General features: G+C 52.5%; 18 protein-coding genes. 14 read left to right on the forward strand and 4 right to left on the reverse strand.

Features of this window, described 5'->3' with window-relative positions; genetic code table 11:
• Nucleotides 1-173 precede the first annotated feature (173 nt).
• The 6 genes from DUE52_RS11580 (at nucleotide 174) to DUE52_RS11605 (ending at nucleotide 12,991) form a co-directional block, all read left to right on the forward strand.
• Nucleotides 174-3,227, forward strand: coding sequence for a SusC/RagA family TonB-linked outer membrane protein (locus DUE52_RS11580; protein WP_114406173.1), 3,054 nt, complete (start codon nucleotides 174-176; stop codon nucleotides 3,225-3,227).
• A 99-nt stretch (nucleotides 3,228-3,326) separates the two neighbouring features.
• Nucleotides 3,327-4,802, forward strand: coding sequence for a RagB/SusD family nutrient uptake outer membrane protein (locus DUE52_RS11585; protein WP_114406174.1), 1,476 nt, complete (start codon nucleotides 3,327-3,329; stop codon nucleotides 4,800-4,802).
• A gap of 148 nt (nucleotides 4,803-4,950) precedes the next feature.
• Entirely contained in the window at nucleotides 4,951-6,081 is a 1,131-nt protein-coding gene (locus DUE52_RS11590; protein ID WP_133299824.1) for a hypothetical protein, read from the forward strand.
• Nucleotides 6,082-6,167: 86 nt separating this feature from the next.
• Nucleotides 6,168-7,970: an FAD-dependent oxidoreductase gene (locus tag DUE52_RS11595; protein WP_114406176.1), complete on the forward strand. Its 1,803-nt coding sequence runs from the start codon at nucleotides 6,168-6,170 to the stop codon at nucleotides 7,968-7,970.
• Nucleotides 7,971-8,080: 110 nt separating this feature from the next.
• Nucleotides 8,081-10,402, forward strand: a complete 2,322-nt coding sequence (locus DUE52_RS11600) for a discoidin domain-containing protein (RefSeq protein WP_165840918.1) — start codon at nucleotides 8,081-8,083, stop codon at nucleotides 10,400-10,402.
• Nucleotides 10,403-10,483: 81 nt separating this feature from the next.
• Nucleotides 10,484-12,991 (forward strand): glycoside hydrolase family protein, encoded by a 2,508-nt coding sequence (locus DUE52_RS11605; protein ID WP_114406178.1) that lies wholly within the window; start codon nucleotides 10,484-10,486, stop codon nucleotides 12,989-12,991.
• 27 nt (nucleotides 12,992-13,018) lie between these two features.
• Here DUE52_RS11605 and DUE52_RS32395 read toward each other — a convergent pair whose 3' ends face one another.
• Together DUE52_RS32395 and DUE52_RS11610 are read right to left on the reverse strand one after the other, a co-directional pair.
• Nucleotides 13,019-13,171 (reverse strand): hypothetical protein, encoded by a 153-nt coding sequence (locus DUE52_RS32395; protein WP_165840919.1) that lies wholly within the window; start codon nucleotides 13,169-13,171, stop codon nucleotides 13,019-13,021.
• A gap of 27 nt (nucleotides 13,172-13,198) precedes the next feature.
• Nucleotides 13,199-13,639, reverse strand: coding sequence for a DUF6934 family protein (locus tag DUE52_RS11610; RefSeq protein ID WP_114406179.1), 441 nt, complete (start codon nucleotides 13,637-13,639; stop codon nucleotides 13,199-13,201).
• A 33-nt stretch (nucleotides 13,640-13,672) separates the two neighbouring features.
• On the opposite strand from DUE52_RS11610, the gene DUE52_RS11615 reads away from it, so the two are divergent.
• From DUE52_RS11615 to DUE52_RS11655, 8 genes are all read left to right on the forward strand, one after another.
• Nucleotides 13,673-15,400, forward strand: a complete 1,728-nt coding sequence (locus DUE52_RS11615) for a sodium:solute symporter family protein (RefSeq protein WP_114406180.1) — start codon at nucleotides 13,673-13,675, stop codon at nucleotides 15,398-15,400.
• A gap of 8 nt (nucleotides 15,401-15,408) precedes the next feature.
• A complete protein-coding gene (locus DUE52_RS11620) occupies nucleotides 15,409-17,451 on the forward strand; it encodes a glycoside hydrolase family 2 protein (RefSeq protein ID WP_114406181.1) in 2,043 nt (680 codons plus the stop codon).
• On the forward strand, nucleotides 17,426-19,723 hold the full coding sequence (locus DUE52_RS11625) for an FAD-dependent oxidoreductase (RefSeq protein ID WP_114406182.1): 2,298 nt from the start codon (nucleotides 17,426-17,428) through the stop codon (nucleotides 19,721-19,723). The genes DUE52_RS11620 and DUE52_RS11625 overlap by 26 nt, the downstream gene beginning before the upstream one ends.
• Before the next feature lie 336 nt (nucleotides 19,724-20,059).
• Nucleotides 20,060-20,311 (forward strand): hypothetical protein, encoded by a 252-nt coding sequence (locus DUE52_RS11635; RefSeq protein ID WP_114406184.1) that lies wholly within the window; start codon nucleotides 20,060-20,062, stop codon nucleotides 20,309-20,311.
• 113 nt (nucleotides 20,312-20,424) lie between these two features.
• A complete protein-coding gene (locus DUE52_RS11640; RefSeq protein WP_114406185.1) occupies nucleotides 20,425-20,706 on the forward strand; it encodes a hypothetical protein in 282 nt (93 codons plus the stop codon).
• A 321-nt stretch (nucleotides 20,707-21,027) separates the two neighbouring features.
• The gene (locus tag DUE52_RS11645; protein ID WP_114406186.1) at nucleotides 21,028-21,582 is read left to right on the forward strand and encodes a peroxiredoxin; all 555 of its coding nucleotides are present in this window, start codon (nucleotides 21,028-21,030) and stop codon (nucleotides 21,580-21,582) included.
• Nucleotides 21,583-21,692: 110 nt separating this feature from the next.
• Nucleotides 21,693-22,283, forward strand: coding sequence for a carboxymuconolactone decarboxylase family protein (locus DUE52_RS11650; RefSeq protein WP_114406187.1), 591 nt, complete (start codon nucleotides 21,693-21,695; stop codon nucleotides 22,281-22,283).
• 162 nt (nucleotides 22,284-22,445) lie between these two features.
• A complete protein-coding gene (locus DUE52_RS11655) occupies nucleotides 22,446-23,447 on the forward strand; it encodes a c-type cytochrome (protein WP_114406188.1) in 1,002 nt (333 codons plus the stop codon).
• A gap of 99 nt (nucleotides 23,448-23,546) precedes the next feature.
• Here the strand turns inward: DUE52_RS11655 and DUE52_RS11660 are convergent, their stop codons facing one another.
• Both DUE52_RS11660 and hemH read right to left on the reverse strand, forming a co-directional pair.
• Nucleotides 23,547-24,131 carry a Uma2 family endonuclease gene (locus DUE52_RS11660; protein WP_165840920.1) on the reverse strand — a complete coding sequence of 195 codons (585 nt, stop codon included), beginning with the start codon at nucleotides 24,129-24,131 and terminating at the stop codon, nucleotides 23,547-23,549.
• Between the two features lie 41 nt (nucleotides 24,132-24,172).
• On the reverse strand, nucleotides 24,173-25,252 hold the full coding sequence (hemH, locus tag DUE52_RS11665) for a ferrochelatase (protein WP_114406190.1): 1,080 nt from the start codon (nucleotides 25,250-25,252) through the stop codon (nucleotides 24,173-24,175).
• Nucleotides 25,253-25,275 lie beyond the last annotated feature (23 nt).

Genomic DNA, 25,275 nt, shown 5'->3' on the forward strand with positions numbered 1-25,275 from the left:
TCGTAATATCAATCAGGAAAAGCAAAAAAACCAGATTTAGTTGGTTTTAACCCGGTAAAAGACTTATTCAACGGTCAAACCGTCTTCTCAAACTAAACTGGCTGGCCCTTTTTCTTAAATTGTAAATTTTCAATACCAACCTTTAACCATAAGGACAATGTCCAGATTTACGTATGCGGCCTCTTAAACCTAACTGGCTGGCAAGCGGACTACTCTGTCTCCTCTTGCTGCCCCTCTCTTTCTCATCTTTTGCTCAGGCTGGCCGTGGTGCCGCCATCCGCGGTCGGGTCACCTCCGGTACGGAAGCGTTGCCGGGTGTCAACGTCATTTTGAAAGGTACCCAACAAGGTACCACCACCGATGTCAATGGCCAGTATTCGCTGACCCTGCCGGATGGGGCTGCCGAATCGGCCACGCTTACGTTTTCTTATATCGGCTACGCTTCGCAGGAAGTGAAAGTCGGAAACCGCACCACGATCGACATATCACTTGAGTCGGACGACCGGGCGCTGAGCGAGGTCGTCGTCGTTGGGTACGGTACCCAGCGTAAAGTGGAAACCACCGGGGCGATTGCGTCGGTAAAAGCCGCCGATCTGGTGCAGACGCCGGTGGCCAACGTCGCGCAGGGTTTGCAATCGCGGGTGGCCGGGGTTCAGGTCAACCAGAATACCGGCGCGCCGGGCGGTAACATCAGCGTCCGGATTCGGGGAACGAACTCGATCAACGGCAACTCCGAACCGCTGTATGTCGTCGACGGTATTCAGATTTCCAACAGTGGCGGCATCAACGACGTCAGCCCACTTTCGACCATCAACCCGAACGACATCGAGTCGGTGGAAATCCTGAAAGATGCCTCGGCGTCGGCAATTTACGGTTCACGCGCGGCCAATGGCGTCGTGCTGATCACGACCAAACGCGGAAAAACCGGGGCCACCCGGGTTACCGTCGACAGCTATTACGGTGTTCAGAAAGTGAATAAAACCTTACCGGTTTTGAATGCGTCACAATTTGCACAACTGGAAAACGAGGTATTCAAGAACAATTTCTACCCGAATCCTTCTACGCTCGGTGAAGGCACCAACTGGCAGAACCTGATTTTCCGCGAAGCACCCATTCAGAACCACCAGTTGTCGATCAACGGGGGGACGGAAAAAACGCAGTTGGCTCTCTCGGCCAATTACTTCGATCAGGACGGGATTATCATTAACTCGGCTTTCAAGCGGTATTCGTACCGGCTGAATGTGGATCACAAAGTGAGCGACCGCGTCAAGATTGGCACCAGTATCTTAGGCAGTTACGCCATCAACTCCGGCATCACGACGGGTTCACAAACCATCGGCGACGCGGCTGTCGTAACGGCATCCATTCTGGGTGCAGCCATTGGCGCTCCGCCAACGCTGGTGCCTTACCGGACCGACGGCACGTTGTTTCCGTTTGGCGAGCAGGCCGGTGGGCAATACCGGGAAGTGACTAATCCGCTTAACTTCGCCAGCGTCCTGAACCGGAACGCCATCAAGCGGACGCTCGTTAACTTCTACGCCGATTTCAACATCCTGAAAGGCCTGAACTACCGGGCTTCTTTCAACGCTGATATTCAAAGCAATTTGCGCGACGGCTACACCCCCCGCTCCATTGTCAACCGGTCGGACCTGAACGACAATTCCGGCTCCGGGTTTAAAGTCAACGGCAACGGTCTGGCACTGCTGCACGAAAGTATTCTGACGTACAGTACGAGTTTCGCCACCAACCACACCTTTAAAGCTACGGCGGTGATTGCGTCGCAATCGGAACAGTATAACTCCAACCAGATCAACGCCAACGGTTTTCCGAACGATGCCACCCAGAACGACGCTCTTCAACTGGCCCTGAACCGCACCGTAACGAGCAGCCGGGACCGTCAGCGCCTGGATTCCTACCTCGCCCGGGTCAATTATGGCTACAAGGACAAGTTCTTTCTGGATTTGACGGCGCGGGTCGATGGATCGAGCAAGTTTGGCGCCAACCACAAATATGGTTTGTTTCCGGCGGTTTCGGCAGCCTGGCGGCTCATCGAGGAACCGTTTGCCAAAAACCTTTCCTGGCTTTCGGATCTGAAACTGCGGGGTAGCTACGGGATTACCGGGAATGCCGCCGGGATCAACCCCTACCAATCGCTGGCGACAGTGTCGGCTTCCGGCAGTGACTACAACCTGAATCACCTTTTCGTCACCGGCATCAACCCCTCGGGTATTGCCAACCCCGATTTGCGTTGGGAACGTTCGGCCCAGGCCGACATTGGCCTCGACATCAGCCTGCTCAACAACCGGATCAGCTTCATCGTCGATGCGTACCAGAAAACCACGAAAGATTTGCTGTATGTGAAAGCCCTGCCGTTGAGTTCAGGCTACAGCACGATTACCGGCAACTTCGCTTCGCTCGAAAACAAAGGATTGGAGTTCGCGGTGAACGCCCGGATTCTGGACGGCCCGCTGAAATGGAGTGTATCCGGTAACATGACGTTCAACCGCAACAAGGTGGTGGATCTGGACGGTGGCACCACGCAGGAACGGTTCATTACGGCCTATTCCGTCTTGAAAGTCGGTCAGCCCCTCGGCCTTTTCAAAACCTACGTGTATGACGGCATCAACCAGACCGGTGAAACCATTTTGCCAGGCTACGACGGGCGACTGGGTGGGCTGAAAGTGAAGGACATCAACGGTGACGGTGCTATTTCGGCCGCCGATCAGATGATTACCGGCAATCCGAACCCGGATTTTATCTACGGTTTTTCTACCAATGCCTCCTTCAAAGGCTTTGATTTGAGCATGTTCCTGTCGGGTTCACAAGGCAATGACATCTACAACGCGGCCCGTCTTTCGTTCGAGATGCCGCTGGGACAACGGAATCAATTTGCGGGTCTGGCCAACCGCTGGTCGGCCACCAACCCGAGCAATACGTACGTAAGTGGTGCTCAGGCGGGTCGTTTGCCGGTCACCAGCCAAGTGATTGAAGATGGTTCGTACCTGCGCTGCAAAAACTTGACGCTCGGCTATACCGTGCCCCGCATCAAGGGAATTCAGCAGATCCGGGTGTATGTGAGCGCCAACAACCTGTTTACGCTCACCAACTACAGCGGTTTCGATCCGGAAGTGAATACCTACGCCGGTTCAAACACCGCCATTGGCATCGACAACCTGGTGTATCCACAAGCCAAGTCGTTCCTTGGTGGTTTACAGGTCACGTTTTAATCGTTGCCCCTAAATCCCCTAAAGGGGACTTGGACACAGAACTCCGTATCTAAAGTCCCCTTTAGGGGATTTAGGGGCAATAAACCCACAAATCAAACTATGAAAAAAATAATCATCCCGATACTAGCCGCCCTCTGTTTGACGGGCTGCGAACTGGACGAAACGATTTACTCGTCCATCTATACCGAAGCGTTTTACAAAACCGCTGCCGACGCCGAAAAGGGTCTTATTGCGGCATACGATCCCTTTGCGGATATGTACAGCGGCCCGGCCGGAACCCTGATTGCGGATTTCAGCGACGACCAGACCTATCCACGGGGTGTGGTGGGTCGGAACACCCTGACCCTCTTCACCTACGACGTCAATTACACCACCCAGAAAAGTAACTCCCGGACCAACGAATCACCCCAGCAAATCTGGGCGTCGGGTTACGACGGGATTGAAAAAGCCAACTGGATCATTGCCAAGGTTCCGGATGCGGTGATGGACGAAACCCGCAAAAAGCAGATCATTGGCGAGGCTTATTTCCTGCGGGCATTCTACCACTGGATGCTGACCAAAAACTTCGGTGATGTGCCTATCAAAACCACGCCCAGTTATTCGGAAGCCGATGCGGTGGTAGGAAAAAGCCCGAAAGCGGAGGTTTACAAACAAATCTATGCCGATCTGGACCAGGCTTTTGCCGCCGGTTTGCCCTCCTATCCGGCCGTAGATAAAGGTCGCCCGGCCAAGGAAGTGGTCAACGCACTTTACGCCAAAGCGGCTCTGTATAATGAAGAGTGGGCCAAAGCCCTCGAAAAAGCGCAGGCCGTGATTACGTCAGGAAAATATTCCCTGATGCCGGATGTGCGCAATGTCTACAAATACGATCAGGAAGATGCTGCCCGCATCGAAAACATGTGGGCCTACGAAGTCGATCCGATCTCGCCGGGCCGGTCACACCAGTTGGTGGGTCTGTGTGGCCCGGCCGCCAGTGGTGGACCGGAATATGGCCGGACGACGTTCGGGTCAATGTTCGCCTATATGTCTTTTTACAAATCTTTTTCGACACAGGACAAACGTCGGCAGTTATTGGACACGACATACGTGGATAAAACCGGCAAAACCGTTCCGCAACGAAGCATTACGCCGATCACGACCGAAGGCGTTCTGATCAAGAAATACCAGGACCCGGTTTCTACACAGGGCTTGATTCCGAACATTCCCATCTTCCGCCTGGCTGATATGTATCTGATTGCCGCCGAAGCCGAAGCCCGTTTGAACGGCGCAACACCGGCTGCCTACGGCTACATCAACACCGTTCGGAAACGCGCGGGTCTGGCAGATCTGGCGACAGGTTTGAGCAAAGATGCATTCATCGAAGCGGTTTTGCAGGAACGGGCGTGGGAGTTTTTTGCCGAAGGCGACCGCTGGTATGACCTCACCCGCACCGGTAAATTCCTGACGGTAATTCCGAAAGCAGTCAACCCGGTGTATCCCGTCCGGAACGTCACGGCGAAGAACAAATACTTCCCGATTCCGCAGGATGAACTGAACGCCAATCCGAAACTGGAGCAAAATCCGGATTGGAAATAGTGGATCGGTTTTACGCTTGTTGCCCCCAACCCCCTAAAGGGGGCTTCCACCATCTGGATGTTTAAGCCCCCTTTAGGGGGTTGGGGGCAACAAGCGAAGAAATGGTGTACGTCTAAACAGCCTCATCATACCCTTTAAACGACCCTACATGAACCAACTACGTGGTTTATTTTCACTATTGGTAGTCTTTCTGCCGCTTTTTCGGTTTTCGGAAGTGGCTGCGGCTGCGGAAACGAAGCTGGAAAACGTCCGGGAATTTACCATCACCGAAAACGACACCACGACCTACACGCTCAAACTGGCATTGGACGAAAACGACCAGCCGTCGTATTTCTTCCGGAATATTTTCACACCGGTTTGCCTCACGGGCGAGTGCAAACCGGTGTATATCAATTTTTACTGGGATTTGCTGGGCAACTACACCCGATTCGATTTTCCACCCGGCGAGGTGTTAACCAAAATGGACCACCGGGAATTCAAACAGGAGGACTACGACAAGTTGCAGGACATTCTGAGCCGTCCGAATTCGCTGCTCAAAGACATTGCGATGGAGGATCTGGTTGGCAAAGGCACCGAAAACCTGGCCGACTCGGTGGATGCGAAAGCCGGGGCTACCCTGAAAACCGTGAAGAATGAGGTGATCGACGGGGCGGTTTATACCTGTTATACCCTCTGGCACATCGCCCACGGTTCGGTGGTCGATGAAATGCTGAAAATTACGGAAAGCTACAAAAGTGAGCCGTTGCTCCACCGGTTTCTGACCGGCACCAACCATTTTTACCAGTATTGGGCAATGGAGCGGGTGATCGACAAAACCGGAAAGCTGGCTGAACCGTTCAGCACGGATGTTCTGAAGATCATTCGCGGGAAGAACGTGTTCACGGCGCGATTTGCGTTGCAGAAGATCGGTGATCCGTATTTTTTCGACCCGAGCCGACAGGTTTGGTTGTGGGAAACGTATCGAACGGCACCTTATCCTTTGCAGCTCGTAATTCTGAAAAAACTGACCAAAATCCCGTTCCGCGCGCCATTGGCCGAAATGACGGCGAAGGATTTGGTCAAAACCAATTCCGAGCAGTTTGCTTTGCTGTTGAAATTGCTGGCCGACCAACCGAAATTGCCGGAAAAAGCGATGCAAAATCTGGCCGCTCATTTGACAAATCCGAATCCCGATTATGCAACCGAAATTTACCGCGTCCTGACGGCTTTTCATCCCAAAAACCGGGATGTTCTTGCAAAGATGACTGCCTATAAAACAAAACGCCCCTCAATCCCCTAAAGGGGACTTTTTGCATCCGGAGGATGCTGTGTCCACGTTCCTTTTAGGGGATTGAGGGGCTTCAAGCAAACACAACCAATAACCTTATGAAAACCCTTTTCCGAACCTTTATCTTCCTCCTGGCCTCCCTGCAACTCGTTGCGCAGGACCATGTCTTCGTTGAAACGGAATCGTTTGACAACAAAGGCGGCTGGGTCATCGACCAGCAGTCATTTGTTGTCATGGGCTCCTCCTACCTCATGGCCCACGGTATGGGTCGGCCCGTGAAGGATGCCGTGACAAACGTCAATTTCCCCAAAAAAGGCAAATACCAGATTTGGGTTCGCACCAAAGACTGGGCACCGTTCCCGAAAGGGCCGGGAAAATTTCAGGTCGTCGTGGATGGAAAACCGCTGAAAACCGTCTTTGGCGAAAGTGGCTCGGATGCCTGGAAATGGTATTCCGGTGGCGAAATTGATGTCAAAAGCGATCAGGTAAAACTGGCAATCCACGACCTGACCGGTTTCAACGGACGCTGCGACGCCATTCTGTTCACCAATGCCCCCAAGTTTACGCCGTCTGACAAACCGGAAGAGCTGACCGCTTTTCGGAATAAATTACTGAACCTGACCGGCAAACCCACCGAAGCCGGAAATTTCGATTTAGTCGTCGTGGGCGGTGGCATTGCCGGAACCTGCGCGGCCATTTCGGCGTCGCGGATGGGATTGAAGGTGGCACTGATTCAGGATCGTCCGGTTTTGGGCGGCAACAACAGTTCTGAAGTTCGGGTGCATTTGCGGGGCGATGTCGATAAAAACCATTATCCCAAACTGGGCCGGATTGTCCGGGAAATGGACAATGGCGATCCGGGAAACGGACATCCCGATGGGCTGGAATACGGCGATGCGCGGAAAACGGACATCATCAAGGCGGAACGAAACATCACCTTGTACCTGAATACCCACGTTTATAAAATCGAGAAAAAAGGCAACACTGTAGCCGCCGTGATCGGGCGCGACATCGCCACCAACAAGGAAGTCCGGTTTACAGGAACGTACTTTTCCGACTGCACCGGCGATGGCACGCTGGGCTATCTGGCTGGAGCCGACTACCGGTTTGGCCGGGAAAGCAAAGCTGAAACCGGGGAGTCACTGGCGGCCGAAAAAGCCGACAATTTTACGCTCGGCACCTCGAATTTGTGGGCGTCGCTGGAGCGGGATACGGCTTCTTCGTTTCCCGAAACGCCCTGGGCGCTCCCCTTTTCGGATGAATACCACATCGACGAAGCCCGGGCCGACTGGCAGTGGGAAACCGGTTTCGGGAACCTCAACACCATTACTGATGCCGAAAAAATCCGCGATCACAACCTGCGGGCGGTTTACGGCAACTGGTCGTATCTGAAGAACAACAAAAAAGCCAAGTACGGCAAGCGCGAACTGGCTTGGGTGGCCTACATCGGCGGCAAGCGCGAATCCCGGCGGCTGCTGGGCGACCACATTCTGACCCAGATGGACATTCAGGAGGGCAAACAACACCCGGACGGCACCGTCACCGCCACCTGGACGATCGATTTGCATTTCCCGGACGCCAAAAACAGCAAATACTTTGAAGGTCAGGAATTTTTTGCGGGAACGAAACACATCAAAGTCGCGCCGTATACGATTCCATACCGCTGTCTGTATTCTAAAAACATCACGAACCTGTTCATGGCTGGTCGGAACATCAGCACCACGCACGTCGCGTTTGGCAGTACCCGCGTGATGCGGACCTGCGGGATGATGGGCGAAGTCGTCGGTTTTGCGGCTTATGTTGCCAAAAAATACAACACGACACCGCGTGGGGTCTATCAGGAACACCTGCCGGAATTCATGGCGATTATCAAGGACGAACCCACGGCGGCCAAACCTTAACTTTTTGTCGTTTGAAGTCTGACGTTTAAGGTTTGATGCATGTCTTTAAATTCGAGATGTGCCCCTTTCACTGGTTAAACCTTAAACGTCAAACCTTATACTTTTTCAACATGCCTTCAACGTTCCCCAACATCCCGGTTTGCCTGCGCATGATCACCCTGACGGCGGTGCTGTTTTTCCATCGCGATGCAGTCCATGCCCAGTTGGTCAATCTGGCCAAAGGAAAAGCGGTTTCGGGGTATCCGGTGATTGCCGACAACCCGTTTCAGCATCTGGTCGATGGCAACGACGCGACAGTCTGGTATACCTCACCGGCGGCTCCGGTCAATCATTTTGAAGTGAATCTGGGAAAACCGTATGCCATCGACCGGGTGTTGCTGCGCGGGTTTCGCGGGAAAGACAAGGTGCGGATTCGGGTCTCGACCGGCGGAGCCTGGAAAGAGGTATTCAACAATCCCCAGCCCGACAAAGCGCTGATTGCTTTTGAGCCGGTGACGACGGATCAAATCCGGGTAGAGTATTCCGCCAAACAAGCCACCGGTTTCCCCGAATTTGAAGTCTATTCCTATGATCCGCAGCCTGTTTTTGTGAATCAGATTGGCTATAATTTGAAAGCTCCTAAACGGTTTACGGCACCACTGGCGGTGGATGGCACGGCGTTTTCCGTCGTAGATTCAGAAGGCAAAAAACCGTTCTCCGGAACCATCAAAGGGCACATCGGCGATTTTACGGCGTTTCAACCGACAAACGCCGGCCCCTATACCATTGTAGTGGATGGCGAGAAAAAAGGCACGTCATTTCCGTTCGACATTGCACCCTATGTCATCGAACAGGCTTCGTATGGCCCCGCGCTGGCGTTCATGATCGACGACCGTTGCTGGTACGGCAACTCAGATGGGTATTCGCCGACGGACAAAAATGCGGACTGTCCGTCGCTGGGTGTGGCCTGGCGCGACAGCCACCAGTTTTCGTTCGAACTTCCGGCGCTGATCGCGCTGTATTCCGCCAATCCCGAAGCGTTTTCGACCGAACGGATGCCCGTCGAGGGAATTTATACGGGGGTGCGTGAAAAACTGCCCGAGAACACGCCCGAGATTGTCCGGTTGATTTACTGGGCGGTCGACGTGTATCTGCGGGGTCAGGTGAATCATACGCTGCTGAAAGAACAACTGGCGTATTTTGTCTATGCCTACCCCGACCTGAGTCCGTACATTCCGCAAAAAGTCTACGTCGAAGCCCGCGATTACCTCTTCAAAATCTGGGGTGATGAGAAGAAAGACCGCTGGCATTGGTACGACCTCGAACATTCGGCGAACCTGTTTCAGACCTACACGCTGATTGGAACCGGCAAGGGGCAGTTTCCGCCGGGGCATTCGATTGTGCCGAATCTGATGCTCTATGAAGTTGCCAAACGGGAAGGCCGGAAGGATGCCGACGCGTATTTCAAAGCCGCCTTCCAGCAAACCGACTGGCTGATTAAAAACCTCGACTGGCAGGACCCAACCTCCACCAAAGGCCAGCGGATGAACGAGTATGTCACGATGGATGCCCTGGCGTATTTCCTGAAAACATATCCGAAAAAAGCGCCGAAAGGACTGTCCGAAAAAATTCAGGACTGGGCGAAAGTCACGATTTCGCGGTCGGATAACCTGTGGGATTACCGCAAATATGCCGACAACAAATGGGTGATTGCCGACATCAAAGCCACCTCCGACCCCACCTACAACCCGACCGGGAGTTTCAACGAACCCGGTAACATCGCCGGTTTTCCGGCTCCGGCCCTGGCGGCTGCATCGGTTTTGACTGATTCAAAAACACAAAATCGATTGCGCGAACTGGCAACGGCGCAGATGGACAACGTCTACGGTCGCAACCCGACCGGGCGGCATTTCTGCTACGATGCCCTGACCGATTTCAAAGGCGCGGATTTAGGCTGGTTCAAGGAACTGGAAGGCGGAGCCGCTCTGCTCCAGACGGTTCGGGGCGTGTTGGATGGCTCACCGAAAGAAGGCGTTTATCCCTATGATCCGTATTCCGGCGACCCCGGCCACACGGAAGGCTGGGTCACGTTCAATACCGCCTGGATCGTCGGCCTGGCGTATCTGGCCGCTGATGTCACAAACGTCGAGTTCTATGACGCGACCTTCACAACCCGCATTCAGGAAGCTAAACCGGGCCAGAAAGTCGGTGTTCGGTTGACGGCACCGCTCAACCTGAATACGCAGAAAAATGAACAGGCGTCGGTTGTTTTGACCAACGCGAAGGGCAATCAAAATCGGGTTACGCTGAATGAGCAGGGCACGAACGGCGTGGCTTTCCAACAGGTGATCGATCTGGCGGGCAGCCCGGTTTCGGTCGGCAAAAATGAAGTTCTGCGGGCTTCGTACGGATTGGGCGCGTTTAAAAAAGAAGCCGTTCTTAAAGTGAAGTGAGGTGTTGACCATTGACCATAGACGATGGTCGATTGACGATGGTCAATGGTCAATGGTCAATAAACTGATTAACTAATTACCATGAAATACAGCCTTAGTATCGTACTTGGATTCGTCAGTCTGACCGGTTTTGCCCAGACGTCGAAGAAACTCAGCCTGTCGAACGGAAAAGTTCAGTTGGTGTGGGAATCGACGACTGCGGGCTGGCGGTTGCAGAAAGTGGCCGCCCAGAAAGGGAAACAATGGCAGATGTTTGCCCAGGCGTCCGGCGAAAACACGGTGTTGTATGCCGCCGAAAAACCGTCGGAACTGCCCCAGCAAACCTTCAAAACCATCACGGGCGAAGAGTTTCCGGGTGAACACTACCATTATCAGACGAAACAATGGGCAGAAAGCACGAACCCGGTTTCGCTGAATACCGCCGGACAGGCCACGCATTTTTTTCCGAAAGAAGGCAAACAGGCCGGCAAAAACAGCCTGACCTTTCGGCAGGAAACTGAAACCGCTACGATCAGCACCGAATGGAGTCTGGACCCGAAATTCCCGCAGGACATTGTGGTTAAGCAAACGCTGGTCGCTAAAAAAGGCGGTTATTTTTCGCTGGCGAGTCCTTCACTTGCCACGGTTTCGGAACAAACGCTGGCGTGGGCGACGGTGCCGGGGTATTTTCAGGGCAATACAATGCAGCCCAATTTTGTGCTGGCCTACGCCTACGGACACGGTATTCCGAGCCTGCCCGTGGTCTACCGCGAACGCTGCGCCAGCACGCTCAGTCCGATGATCAGCACCAAAAACGGCTTGACACTTTCGGTGATTCCCGAACCCGGTTTGGCCCGCGATCCGTGGGCGAACGACAAAATCACGCAAATCGACTGGAACATCGGCCTGTCGCACATGAACCGCAAGGCCCAGCTTTCGCCGACGCTCTATTTCCCGGTTTTGGGCGAACCCAAATCCGCTTTGAAGTCGGGCGAAAGCATCAGCTACACGTTCCGCTACAGCCTGACCGACGGCGACTGGTTCAAGGCGCTGAACCATACGGTGTACGATATTTATCAGTTTAAAGAATCGCTGGCGTTGCGGCAGAGCAAGCAATCGCTGACCGACCGCATCCAGAAAATGCACAATTATTTGACCGACCCGAAAACGTCGCTCTGGAATGTGGAGGAATTTGAAGGCAAGAAAATCGGCGCGCAGTCGTATCTGGGGGGCGTCGTTGGCTCGAACAAAGACGCCATGAAAAACTCCGATTACGGCGCGATGTGGATGCTGGCAACCGCCACCGGCGACTCGTTGCTGACGAAAAATGTGTTGCCCTACGCCGAAAACTTTAAGCTGGTGCAACAGGAAACCAACAACGGTTTTTTCAAGGGAGCCGTTGAGGGACAGTATTATCTGGCCAAATCGAAGAAGTTTGTCGAAGAATGGGGCGCGGTGGTCGAACCGATTGCGCTGACGTATTACACCTTGCTGGACATTGGGAACATGCTGCTGTTCGAACCGGAAGATCAGGAGTTGAAGGAGCGGTTGCGGTTTGGTGCCGAGCGCTTGCTGACCTGGCAAAAACCGGATGGCAGTTGGGCCGTGGCCTACGACAAGAAAACGGAACAGGAAATTTTCAAGGATGTGCAGGACGTTCGACCGACTTTTTACGGCATGATTGTCGCCCACCGCATCCTGAAAGACCCCAAATACCTCGCTGCGGCCCGGAAAGGAGCCGATTGGCTGATCAAAAATGCCGTCGAAACCGGGAATTTTCTGGGCGTTTGCGGGGATGCCCGCTACGCACCGGATTTTGCCACCGGCCAGTCGGCGCAGGCCTTTCTGGATTTGTATGATCTGACGAAGGACGAGCGGTACAAAGCAGCCGCCATCACGTCGGCCAAGTTGTATACCACCTCGATTTATACGCACCCGATTGCCAGCCACAAACTAAAAACCGTGAATGGCGCGCAAAAAGAAGATTGGGAAATCAGTCAGGCGGGTTTGAGTTTTGAACACGGCGGCATTTTCGGCTCGGCCACCCGGCTCGGCCCGATTCAACTCGCCAGCCACGCCGGGATGTTCATCCGGATGTATGGACTGACGAAAGAACCGATTTTTGCCGACATGGCGCGGGCCGCAGCCATTGGCCGTGATGCGTTTGTCGATCCTAAAACGAGTGTCGCTTCCTATTACTGGCAGGCCATGAACCGGGGCGCGGGGCCGTATCCGCATCACGCCTGGTGGCAGGTGGGCTGGCTAACGGATTATTTACTGGCCGAAGCGGAACTCCGTTCGGGGGGCAAAGTGGTGTTCCCGCGCGGTTTTGTAACGCCTAAAGTGGGACCGCACCAGACCTACGGTTTTGCGCCGGGAATGGTGAATGGTGAGAAGGCCAGCCTATTGATCGACGAAACACTGGTGAAAATTAACAATCCGTCAGTGGATTACATTCTGGCCAAAGCAGAGAATAAGGTATTTGTGGTTTTGCTGAACAACAGCGCCCAGCCTTCCGATTTCCAATTCACGGCGGGAAGTCAGAAAACCGTGTCGAAAAAGCTGCCGCCTTTTGGGCTGGAAGTGGTGACGATTGAGAACAAGAAATAATAAGCAGAACGAAGCGATGTCGAGACTCTATTCTTTTGGGGGTAACTTGGGAAGCCCCGATTTTTTGAGTACCGCATTGACTCGTTCTAACTTTTCAGCGAAGAGCGGTTTTCCATCTTTTCTGATTCTGTTAATAACCGGTTCTACCTGATCATCAATAGATTGACCTTTCGTTTTCATGGAATGCCTTTTAAGTGAAATTAACGATTATTTCTTCTGGACCAAAAAAAACTCGTATTGGCGATTTGATTGAAAAGTCTCCCATTCATCATCATGATAGCCAAACAATGAAAACAATTCAGAAAGTTCTTGAAAACTATGATTGATTGCCATTCGATAAAGTCGGTTACGAGCCGTCGAGTTTCCGGAAAAAACAATCCATCGTTCCGGAAATTGTTTAAGATGTCCATTGACAATTTGAAAGATCGTCGCCAGAATTTTGGTAGCATCACCATTATCACTGATGATACGATCGTCAAACGACTGGGTAAGAGGATCAAAATCGGCCAAAGCAAGATTGTAAGTGTGTTCAACACCCGTTGGAGTGATCGAAACCAGTTTTTGAATTACGCCTTTGGGACCAACACTTTCAAAGAAAAATTCAGTGGTCTTCAGGCTTTGCCGGAATGAATAACTCGGATAATACACAGTTAATATTTTTACATACAAATATAGAAAATCTTGAATACAACCATTGATACCGCCGTCATCCTTGTTTTCTCGGCTTTTGTGCTGGGCATCGGGATGCTGTTTGCCCGAACGGGGCGCAACCTGAAATCCTTCTTTGCGGGTGGAGAAGCCGTGCCGTGGTTCATTGGTGGCCTGTCGCTGTTCATGAGCTTTTTCTCCGCCGGAACGTTCGTGGCCTGGGGTTCCATCGCCTACAAACACGGCTGGGTGGCCATCACCATTCAGTGGACCATGTGCATCGGGGCTTTGATCACCGGTTTGTACCTCGCGCCCCGCTGGAAAGCCGCCGGTGCCCTGACAGCCGCCGAGTTCATCCGTGAACGACTGGGGCTGACGGTCCAGAAAGTATACATTTTCATCTTCACCCTTGTATCGGTTTTCATCAAAGGATCGGTGCTGTATCCGGTGGCCAAGCTGGTCAGTTCGTCGCTGAACCTGCCGCTCGTTCCCTGCACCATCGGATTGGGAATTTTCATGATCGCTTACACCGCCGTCGGCGGACTCTGGGCGGTGATGGTGACCGACATTCTGCAGTTTGTGGTTTTGTCAGCCGCCGTGTTCATTCTGCTGCCGCTTTCGCTCGACAAAGTCGGCGGTTTTGACGGTTTTACGAACGCGGTTCCGGACGATTTTTTCAACCTTCTGAACGGTGAATACACCTTCGGATTCGTGGCGGCTTTCGTGATTTACCACATCTGCTACATCGGCGGCAATTGGACGTTCGTGCAACGCTACACCAGCGTCGACAGTCCGAAATCGGCCCGGAAAGTGGCGTTTCTGTTTGCGGGATTGTACCTCGTCAGCCCGGTGATCTGGATGTTACCGCCGATGATCTACAAAGCCATTAACCCTTCGCTGACCGGTCTGGATACCGAAAACGCCTACCTGATGATCTGCAAGCTCGTGTTGCCGCCGGGTCTTTTGGGACTGATGCTGACCGGCATGTACTTTTCAACCTCAGCCAGTGCCAACACGGCGTTGAACGTGGTTTCGGCGGTTTTCACCAATGACATTTACAAAGGGTTGATTAATCCGAAAGCGTCGGACAAACAACTGATGCGGGTGGCTCGCGGCTCATCGTGGTTTTTCGGCGTCGGCATGATCATCATTGCGCTGATGGTTCCGGCGGCTGGCGGCATTGTGGAAGTGGTCCTGAGCATTTCGTCCATTTCGGGTGGTCCGCTGCTGGCTCCTCCCCTCTGGGCGCTGTTTTCCAAACGCCTGACCGGAAAAGCGACGCTCTGGGTAACCGGTATTGGCCTGACCGTCAACCTGTTTTTCAAAGCGGTTTCGCCCTGGATGCTGGATTTCAAACTGACACGCGGAGCCGAAACGATTATTGGCGTCGGCTTACCTCTACTGCTTCTATTGGCCTATGAACTCTGGGCGAGATCCCGCGAAAAGGTAGCTGATGAGTACCTGACGTATCGCGCAGCCGATAAACAAAAACGGATCGATGCGGCCGAAGCCGTCAGTGAAGAAGAAGCAATTGAAGTGAAGAAACAAAACCGCTTTGGCTTGCGGGTGATTGCCGTATCGCTGGTTTTCACCGCCGTCATGCTGTTCGGACTGAGTTTCCTGACCACGCAGGGGGCTGGCATCACGGCGGTTATTTCCGGGGTCGTCCTGGCCGGTTCTTTCATTCCGTGGCTGGCGTCCCGTCGGGTTCAAATCCCTTCAGGGCTGCAACAACCGGAGAAAATCATCAAAACACATTGATTCCTCACATGAGACAACCTCTGATCATTCTATTTTTAGTACTCCAGTTCGCCACGGTTTCGTTCGGCCAGTACAGCATCCGCGACCCAAAAGCCATTCCACTGCACGGCGAATGGGTATTTGCGATGGACCCAAACGACGTCGGCGAAACCGGAAAATGGTACCGCGAAGACGCCCCGCTCAACCGCTGGAATAAGGTGACGGTGCCGCATTGTTTTTCGGTCGACCCGCGCTACCAGTTTTATACCGGTACGGCCTGGTATCGCCGGACGTTTCCGTGGCAACCGACCACCGGCAAACGCGTGTTGCTCCATTTCGATGCCGCGTATTACAAAACCGTCGTCTGGCTCAACGGGCAGAAAGTTGGTTCGCACGAAGGCGGGTACACGCCGTTTCACTTCGATGTAACGGATTTCCTGAAAGCGGGTGCTAACACCATTGCGGTTTCGGTCGATAACAACACCTGGAAAGTCGGCACCATTCCGGGGTCGAAAGACAACAACGAACCCAACGATCCGTTTCCGGGCTGGGTCAACTACGGAGGTCTGATCCGACCGGTTTACCTTACCGTCGAACCGGCCGTGTATGTCGAAAATGTAAAAATCGAAGCGACGCCGGATTTGACGAAAGGAACCGCCACGCTGAAGATCAAAACCCGGATTCGCAACACCACCGGTCAAACGAATGCCCCCAAGCTGACGTTTCGGGTCGAGCAGGCCGGAAAAGTGATTCCGCTCAACTGGAAACAGCAACCCGGTTCGGCTGCCAATCAAACCCTGGTGCTGGAGGCCGAAACGGCACTCAAAGCCGCCGAAGTGAAACTCTGGAGTCTCGATCAGCCGACCTTGTACGACATTCAGGTGATTGCCGCTACCGATACCGTCCGGACTCATTTTGGCATTCGTAAAGTAGAGGTTCGCAATGCGCAACTGTTGCTGAACGGCCAGCCGATCAAGGTAGCGGGCGGAAACCGCGTGGTCGATTACCCCGCTCTGGGATCGCTGGAACCGGACTGGCTGGTCGAAAAAGACCTGCGGCTGATGAAGGAAGCGGGCATGGAACTCCACCGCCTGACGCACTACACACCCTCCGAAACCGTCTACGACTGGGCCGACCGCAACGGGATGCTGATCATCACCGAAGCCGGTAACTGGCAGATTACGCCAAGGTTGATGGACAATGATACCATCCGCACCAAATTCCGGCAGCAGTTCCGCGAGATGGCCGAGCGCGACTGGAACCACCCCAGTGTCATCGCCTACAGCGTGGGGAATGAATATTTGTCGGAGCAACCCGCCGGGCAGCGCTGGACCAAAGATATGATTGCCTACGCCCGTGAGCTGGATCCCACGCGATTATACACTTTCGCATCGATGCGGCTGAACATTCTGCCCAAAAAACCGGAAGACGAAGCCAGTCAGTATTGTGATTTTATCTCGACCAATACCTACGGGAATCACGCCAACATCCTGAAACACATTCATTCGCTGTATCCCGACAAACCGATTTTCATTAGTGAATACGGCACCCGGGCCGATGGCAACAATGGCGAAGCGGGTCAGGTTACTCACCTTGAAAAGTTCCTGAATGATGTCCGGCCACTGCCCTATGTGGTGGGAGCGTCGTGGTGGTCGTTCAACGATTACCTCAGCCGCCACGACGGCACCAATCCCGACGGCACCCGGCCCTGGGGCCTCGTCCGGCACGACCGCTCGAAACGGCCGCTGTATGCGACTCACCAAACCGGTATGGCTCCGTTGACGATTGAAAAATTAAGCTGGAAACCCGGCCCGGAAGGCACACATGCCCTCACGATCCGGCTAACGGCCCGGCCCGATTTTCCGGCGTATGCCTTGAAACAATACCGCCTGAAAACCGGTACAGCCACCCAACTGATTCCCGATTTACAACCGGGCCAAACCACTGACATTATACTTCCGGTAACCGGTTTCGATAAAACAATGACCGTTGAGGTTGTGAAACCGACGGGCTTTTCAATTCTAACGCAAACGATTGATCTGACGAATGATACGCGAACAAGCAACCGATAAACGAAGTCCGAAAACCGTCCGGTACGAGGCTGATTTGGTGGTGGTAGGCGGAGGACTTTCCGGTACCTGTTGTGCCATTACGGCGGCCCGGGCGGGCATCCAGGTGGTGCTGGTGCAAGACCGGCCCGTACTGGGCGGCAACTCTTCCAGCGAAGTCCGGCTCTGGGTTCTGGGAGCCACCTCGCACATGGGCAACAACAACCGCTGGGCGCGCGAAGGCGGTTTTATTGACGAGCTTCTGCTCGAAAACCTGTACCGGAATCCGGAAGGGAACCCGCTGATTTTTGACACGATCCTCCTCGAAAAAGTTGTCAACGAGCCGAACATCAAGCTCCTGCTGAACACCGCAGTCTACGAAGTGGAGAAGTCCGCGGCCGGCGCTCCGGATGCCGAAACCATTACGGGATTGAAGGCTTTTTGCAGCCAGAACAGCACGGCCTATGAGTTGGTGGCCCCACTTTTCTGCGATGCCTCGGGCGATGGCGTCGTGGCGTTTCAGGCCGGGGCCGCGTTCCGGATGGGTGCCGAGTCGCGGGAGGAGTTTGGGGAGAAATTTGCGCCAACGGCCGAGTATGGCGAACTGCTGGGGCATTCACTTTACTTTTACTCGAAAGACACCGGCAAACCGGTGCGGTTCGTGCCGCCTTCGTATGCCCTTCAGGACATCACCCAGATTCCACGCTACCGGCGATTCAACACCAAAGAATTCGGTTGTCAGTTGTGGTGGATCGAATACGGCGGTCGGCTCGACACGGTTCACGAAACCGAAACCATCAAGTGGGAACTCTGGAAAGTGGTCTACGGCGTCTGGAATCACATCAAGAATTCCGGGCAGTTTCCAGAAGCCGAAACGATGACGCTTGAGTGGGTGGGGCAGATTCCCGGCAAACGCGAAAGCCGCCGGTTTGAAGGCGATTACATGCTGACACAGCAAGACGTAGTCGAACAACGCACGCATCCCGACGCCGTGGCATTCGGTGGCTGGTCGCTGGATTTACACCCCGCCGACGGCGTTTTTTCCGAAAAACCGGGTTGCAACCAGTGGCACAGCAAGGGACTTTACCAGATTCCATACCGCTCTTTTTACAGCCGAAATATCAAAAACCTGTTCATGGCCGGACGAATTATCAGCGCGTCGCACGTCGCTTTTGCTTCCTCGCGGGTGATGGGAACGAGTGCGCACGGCGGACAGGCCGTTGGAATGGCCGCAGCTTTGTGTACCCGCGACGGTCTGTTGCCCCGCGACCTGACCGAACCGGTCCGGATGCAGAAATTACAGCAGGAACTCCTGAAAACCGGTCAGCACATTCCTAGGTTAGTGCTTCGCGACGAAAACGACTTAACCCAAAAAGCCACCCTTTCGGCTTCCAGCGAGCTGGTTTTAAATGAATTACCGACCGACGGCCCTCTGGTTCCGCTGACGGCCTCAGCCGCCCAGATGCTGCCTTTGCCTGCCGGGCCGGTTCCGGGGTTGACGGTTTGGGTTAGTGCCGACCAGGCCACCACATTGACGGTTGAACTGCGTCGCAGCAGCAAACCCGACAACCACACGCCGGATGTAACCCTGCAAACGCTTTCGCTTTCGCTGCCAAAAGGCAAACAGGAACTGGATCTGAATTTTGAAGCCGTCCTGGAAGAACCGGGGTATGTTTTTGTAACCTTTTTGAAAAACGAGCACATTCGGCTGCAATACAGTGCGTTGCGGGTGACGGGTATCCTGTCGGTTTTCAACAAAATTAACGCGGCAGTTTCCAACTTTGGCAAACAGGAACCGACGGAAGACATCGGGGTAGATGCGTTCGAATTCTGGACGCCCGAACGGAGACCCAAAGGCCAGAATATTGCCTTGAAAATCGATTCCGGTATTGCGCTTTTTGGCGTCGAAAATCTGCGCAACGGGATTCAGCGGCCGACGAATCAACCCAATGCCTACGTAGCGGCCCCCAACGATCCGAATCCGACGGTTACTTTAAGCTGGCCTTCACTCCAGCGCATCGGCCGAGTGGAACTGTTCTTCGACGGCGACTTCGACCACCCGCTCGAAACCGTGATTATGACGCATCCGGAGACGGAAGTCCCGTTTTGTGTTCGTCAATACATCCTCTGTAATGATCGCAACGAGCGTATTTTTCAGGAAAGCGACAATCACCAAACCCGCAATACGATCCGGTTTGAGAAGCCCGTCGAAACCCGCAGCCTGACCATTCACCTGAAAACCATGAATGGGCCGGTTCCGGCGGCTTTACTGGAGGTGCGGTGTTACGCCGAATAGCATTCGAACTTTCCCAATTCCCGGGTTATTCCCGAATCGGATTAGTCGGTTCGGGAATAACTCTTTATAAATCAGCCAAAAGAAATAATTTGTTTTCGTAACTAATAAAGCCTATCTAGCGTTATATCCAGTATATGGTGCAGCTTCTCCATCATCGATTTTGGCTTCCTGGTTGACAAGTACCGATAGGCTGCCACTCTTCTTTTTTGTAAAGCACTGTATTTCAGAGTAGATATCATGATTATCGAGTTGGTCTGATCATGGTAAAACGACCGCTTGGTGCCTTTATCAACCGGTTTGTTGGCCGCTCTTTCACTATTAAACAACATAGAGAAAATGGTACATGCGATTCATTTGCTGAAAGAAAAAATTAAAACGATCGGAGTAACGCAATGGAACAACCTGCTTCATCGGGTTTTCCGGCCGGTTATCGGACCTTCACAATCCATTTACGATTCAGTGGGGAACGGCATGTTTGGATTCGATCAGGCCCCGGCCAAAAGTTATCAATTGATTCCCGTCGAAACGAATAAACCCACTTTTCAACCACAGAAATCGAAGCAGTATCTTCTGGAAGATATTCGCTAATCGACTACACGTTGAAAACGATTTCAGTAAGCAGTCTTTCTGTGAATTGACCCGCTTATTGGACCATTTGCTCCGAAAATTCGGGCAAATACAATGACTTTTTATTTTACAAAATGAACGAATTAGCCACCAAGCTCCAAAAAATGCAGGAATTTGGCACACCCACCGTCGGTGGTTATGTCATTACAAACTTTTACCGGTCTAACGCCCACAGTGGGCCAACCACCTATCGGTTGCATTTTAAAAGAGAAAAAGATTTAACACCTCCTTCGTTTGACGTTGTCATTCAATACACCGAAGCATTTCAGGTAGACTACAAAGATCCGGGGCACGATACGGAACGGCTTACGTTTCCTACGTATGAATCGGTTATGGCCTATCTAGCCGCCAAGTAGTACCCAAATCCATACATTCTATAGACGCGAAGTTGAGTCGTGGCGAAATGATCTGATCATTTTCCAGCTCAGTTTCGCGTTTTTATTTTTAAAATAATCTACTATACTAACAATATATTTACAGAACCTCCTTGTTGTTAAAAATATATAATTTTGCACAATTCAAACATACCTATGAGATACCTTCTGATAACGAAGGAGTTAAAAACCGCATTGATTTTATCTATACTGCATCAATAAATCGAATTTACATCCTACCTACTTTTTTTGCATTTTTGTACAGAATTTAGATTATACAACCTGTATAAATACTTGCAAACCATGAAAAATCAAATTGTTTCCGTCGGATCAACATTTCCGGATTTCAAAAAACTGGCCGTTGTATCGCTGGACAAAGGCAACGAGTTTTATGAAATTTCGTCGGACGATCACAAGAACGCCGGCAAATGGCTGGTGATGTTCTGGTGGCCGAAAGACTTTACGTTCGTATGCCCCACCGAAATCGCCGAGTTCAACAATAAGTTCGAAGATTTCGCCGACCGGGATACGATCGTGATTGGTGCTTCGACCGACAGTGAATTTGTTCACCTGGCGTGGCGCAAAAACCACGACGACCTGCGTGGCCTGAAATTCCCGATGCTGGCCGACACGTCAAAATCTCTGGCCGAAGAACTGGGTATTCTGGAAGCCAACGAAAAAATTGCTTATCGCGTCACCTACATCGTTGATCCCCAAGGTATTATTCGCTGGGTTTCAGTAAATGACCTGTCTGTTGGCCGGAATGTGAACGAAGTCATCCGCGTTCTGGATGCCCTGCAAACCGACGAGCTTTGCCCCTGCAACTGGGTGAAAGGCGAAGAAACGCTAACGGCTTAATATTAATTGTGAATGAGCGGATGAGTGATTGAGTGAATAGCTCCGCCAAATGAAACTCCCTGCGGAGCTATTCACTCATTCTATCATTCACTCATTCACTCATTCAAAAGATGACCACGTCCATTCAAAACGAAACCATACTGTCGCTGCTGACCAATCTGGGATTGGATACGTCGGCTTCCTATCCGTCACTCGAAACGCTGGGACAGGTCGACCACCGGTATTTGCGCGATCTGAAAATCAACGTTGGCAACGTGCTGAACAGCAGCCAGAATCTGTCGAAAAAGCACGCTTATCTGCTGGCGTTGTCGGTTGCTGCAAATGAAAAATACCAGCCACTGATCGACAGCTTTTCATCCATTGCCCGTCAGGAAGGCGCCACGGATGCCGAAATCGCCGAAACGCTGGCCTGTACGTCGCTGTTGAGCACCAACAACGTTTTTTACAGATTCCGTCACTTCACCGGAAAAGATTACTACCAACAGACCCAACCCGGTATTCGGATGAGCATCATGATGAATCCGGTGTTGGGAAAAGAATTTTTCGAGTTGGTTAGCCTCGTTGTTTCAGCCGTCAACGGGTGTGAATTGTGCGTTCGCTCGCACGAAGAAAGCGTCTTGAAACACGGTGCCACGGAGGCCCGGGTTTTTGACGCCATCCGGTTAGGGTCAGTCGTAAAAGGGCTGATTACCATCTTATAACGTACTGCTTACACTTCATCGACCAACCTGCGGGGCTTTTTAAAGTCTCGCAGGTTTTTATTTGCCAAATAATAAAACAAGCTCCTTGATGTAACCACTTCCCGCACATTTTAAATAAGTTTACCTGTCAGAAATACCTATTCCTTCCTTTAACACTATAGCATGAAAAAGTTACTACGAATTCTCTTAATCGCCGTCGGCGTTATTGTTTTGATTGGCATTGGCGGTTTCGCCTATGTGAAACTGGCCCTGCCCGATGTCGGCCCGGCACCGGAGCTAACGATTCAGGCCGACTCGGTGCAAATTGCCCGGGGCCGGTATCTGGCCAACCACGTGGCGGTTTGTGTCGATTGCCACTCCGAACGGGACTGGAACATCGTCAGCGGCCCGGTTATTCCGGGAACTGAAGGCAAAGGTGGTGAAGCGTTCACCCGCGAAATGGGTTTTCCGGGTGTATATTATGCCCGTAACATCACCCCAGCCCACCTGAGCGGCTGGAGCGACGGGGAAATCTACCGCGCCATTACGGCGGGTGTCAGCAAAGACGGCAGTCCGTTGTTTCCGGTTATGCCCTATGGCAATTTCGGTCAGGCCGACCCGGAAGACATCAAGGCCATCATTGCCTACGTGCGCACACTGAAACCGATTGAAAACAAGTCCATTCCGAGCCCCGAGTCGGACTTTCCGATGAGTTTGATCATCAACACCATTCCGACCCAAACCGAGGGAGGTAAGCGCCCAGATCCGGCCGATTCCATCGCTTATGGCAAATACCTGACAACGTTTGCCAGTTGTGGCGACTGCCACACGCCCGTAGACGACAAGGGCCAGCCGCTTCCGGGGATGGCCTTTGCCGGTGGGCGGCAATTTCCCATGCCCGTCGGAACCGTTCGTGCGATGAATCTGACGCCTGATGCCGAAACGGGACTGGGTTCGTGGACAAAACAGGCTTTCATTGCCCGTTTTAAGGCTGCCGAAAAAGATTTTAAACACCCCTCTACCGGCGAATTTGAAGGATTTAACACCATTATGCCCTGGATGATGTATGCCGGCATGAGCGAGCAGGATCTGGGCGCCATCTTTACGTACCTCAAAACCGTTCCACCAGTGAAGAACGCTGTCGTGCGGTTCACACCGAAGGGGAAAGAAGTTGCGAGTCGGTAAACCGCATCGGTTTATTTCTGTTTACTGAGACGAAAGGGCAGTGTAGTTAAAAAACTGAATTTTTAAACGAGTGAAGGCCCGCTCAGCAGCGGGCCTTCGTTATTCGGGCTCTTCCTGAACATCGACGCCCAGGTAAATTTCGCTCATGGGAATCTCCGCATCGACGGACTCCAGCCGAACGGTATCTGTTAGTCTCCAGTAGGAAGCGATTCGCCAGAGATCATCTTCCACTTTGGTAAATACATCCACCAGAACGCGATCGGGGCTTATTTGAACGTATTGTTGAAACGACGGAACCTGGCGGTACAACCGAAATTTCCAGCGTTTATCGTATCCTTTCGTAGATGGCGAAAATACCTCAATGATTACGATGGGGTTATTAGCGGCATTCTTGTTAATCCCAAAAGTCTGCAACGGGCCGCAGATGATGCTGGCATCGGGATAAACATATTGACTCTCCGACAGGGCGAGGGCAAGATCAGAATTATAGACGCGGCACGGTTTCCCTTTCAAACTGTTTCCCAGTTCACGCGTTGTGTTCGTTCCAACCAAACTGTGAGCGGGAGTCCCACCCGCCATATCATAAATGACACCATTGATGTATTCATGTTTGACGTCTGATTCCTGCTCCAGCGCAAGGTATTCTTCGACGGTATAATGAGTTTTTTCAACTATCTGACCCATAGTCCTTTGCTCTAAAATCTCAATATACTGAAAATCTGACATTAAGCCGTCCGCTTCACCAGGTCGACCAGGGTTTCGATCCAGATGGGGCTGTCGTTCAGGCTTTCGACCAACTGCCAGCGTTCACCGCCGTGTTTTTCAAACAATTCCCTGTATTCAACGCCCACTTCAATGATGGTTTCCAGGCAATCAGCCACAAACGCCGGGGAAAAAGCCAGCACACTTTTGACGCCTTGTCTGGCCAGTTGCGGGATCACATCATCCGTGTACGGCTGAATCCAGGGATTTTTTCCCAGTCGGGACTGAAAACAGGTTGTGTATTTCCCTTCGGGAATGTCAAGTTCCTTCACCAGTCGCCGGGTGGTGTCGAAACACTGCGCCCGGTAACAATACTGGTTCATGGCGTGCAGTGAATCGCAGCAATCGCCCAGTTTACACACCTTTCCCGTCACGTCGCCTTTCAAAATCTGGCGTTCGGGCAAACCGTGGTAGCTGAACAGCACGTGGTCATAGTCTTCCTGCGCCATGTATTTTCGACCCAGACGGACAAATCCTTCAATAAATTTGGGGTGATCGGAAAACCGGTTGGTGAAGCGAATCTGTGGAATCACCTGCCACTTGCCGACGATTTCCATCACTTTTTCATACACCGAACCCGTACTGGCCGACGCATACTGCGGAAAAAAGGGAATGACAATGATCTCAGTCAAACCCAGTTGCTGAAACGCCGAAAGACCAACGTCGATGCTCGGATTCTGATACCGCATGGCTAGTTTCACCACATAATCGTCACCCAGCTCTTTTTGCAGTTCCCGCTCCACCACTTCACCGTAATGCTTTAAGGGAGAACCGTTTACAGTCCATACTTCCCCGTAGACCTTCGCCGACTTGGGAGCGCGAAACGGCGCAATGATCCCATTGACCAGAAACGTGCGGGACACCACCGGAATGTCGATCACCCGACCGTCCATCAAAAACTCGCGGAGGTATTTACGGACATCCGGCACCGACGGGCTGTCGGGCGTGCCCAGGTTGACAATCAGAACGCCGGTTTTACCAGGCTGTTTCTGAACGGAAATTGATTGCTGCAAAACAGGCAGGGCCTGACCGGGTACTTCCATAGTGAATAACTTGATTGACAAAT

It is taken from the genome of Larkinella punicea, assembly GCF_003334855.1.
GTDB classification, from domain to species: Bacteria; Bacteroidota; Bacteroidia; order Cytophagales; family Spirosomataceae; genus Larkinella; species Larkinella punicea.

What these genes read in the sequence shown, in the direction of transcription:
- DUE52_RS11655 (WP_114406188.1), top strand. Translation starts at nt 22,446, where the DNA reads ATGAAAAAGTTACTACGAATTCTCTTAATCGCCGTCGGCGTTATTGTT.
- DUE52_RS11625 (WP_114406182.1), top strand. Translation starts at nt 17,426, where the DNA reads ATGATACGCGAACAAGCAACCGATAAACGAAGTCCGAAAACCGTCCGG.
- DUE52_RS11605 (WP_114406178.1), top strand. Translation starts at nt 10,484, where the DNA reads ATGAAATACAGCCTTAGTATCGTACTTGGATTCGTCAGTCTGACCGGT.
- DUE52_RS11645 (WP_114406186.1), top strand. Translation starts at nt 21,028, where the DNA reads ATGAAAAATCAAATTGTTTCCGTCGGATCAACATTTCCGGATTTCAAA.
- DUE52_RS32395 (WP_165840919.1), bottom strand. Translation starts at nt 13,171, where the DNA reads ATGAAAACGAAAGGTCAATCTATTGATGATCAGGTAGAACCGGTTATT.
- DUE52_RS11595 (WP_114406176.1), top strand. Translation starts at nt 6,168, where the DNA reads ATGAAAACCCTTTTCCGAACCTTTATCTTCCTCCTGGCCTCCCTGCAA.
- DUE52_RS11620 (WP_114406181.1), top strand. Translation starts at nt 15,409, where the DNA reads ATGAGACAACCTCTGATCATTCTATTTTTAGTACTCCAGTTCGCCACG.
- DUE52_RS11650 (WP_114406187.1), top strand. Translation starts at nt 21,693, where the DNA reads ATGACCACGTCCATTCAAAACGAAACCATACTGTCGCTGCTGACCAAT.
- DUE52_RS11590 (WP_133299824.1), top strand. Translation starts at nt 4,951, where the DNA reads ATGAACCAACTACGTGGTTTATTTTCACTATTGGTAGTCTTTCTGCCG.
- DUE52_RS11580 (WP_114406173.1), top strand. Translation starts at nt 174, where the DNA reads ATGCGGCCTCTTAAACCTAACTGGCTGGCAAGCGGACTACTCTGTCTC.
- DUE52_RS11585 (WP_114406174.1), top strand. Translation starts at nt 3,327, where the DNA reads ATGAAAAAAATAATCATCCCGATACTAGCCGCCCTCTGTTTGACGGGC.
- DUE52_RS11640 (WP_114406185.1), top strand. Translation starts at nt 20,425, where the DNA reads ATGAACGAATTAGCCACCAAGCTCCAAAAAATGCAGGAATTTGGCACA.
- DUE52_RS11600 (WP_165840918.1), top strand. Translation starts at nt 8,081, where the DNA reads ATGCCTTCAACGTTCCCCAACATCCCGGTTTGCCTGCGCATGATCACC.
- DUE52_RS11660 (WP_165840920.1), bottom strand. Translation starts at nt 24,131, where the DNA reads ATGGGTCAGATAGTTGAAAAAACTCATTATACCGTCGAAGAATACCTT.
- hemH (WP_114406190.1), bottom strand. Translation starts at nt 25,252, where the DNA reads ATGGAAGTACCCGGTCAGGCCCTGCCTGTTTTGCAGCAATCAATTTCC.
- DUE52_RS11635 (WP_114406184.1), top strand. Translation starts at nt 20,060, where the DNA reads ATGGTACATGCGATTCATTTGCTGAAAGAAAAAATTAAAACGATCGGA.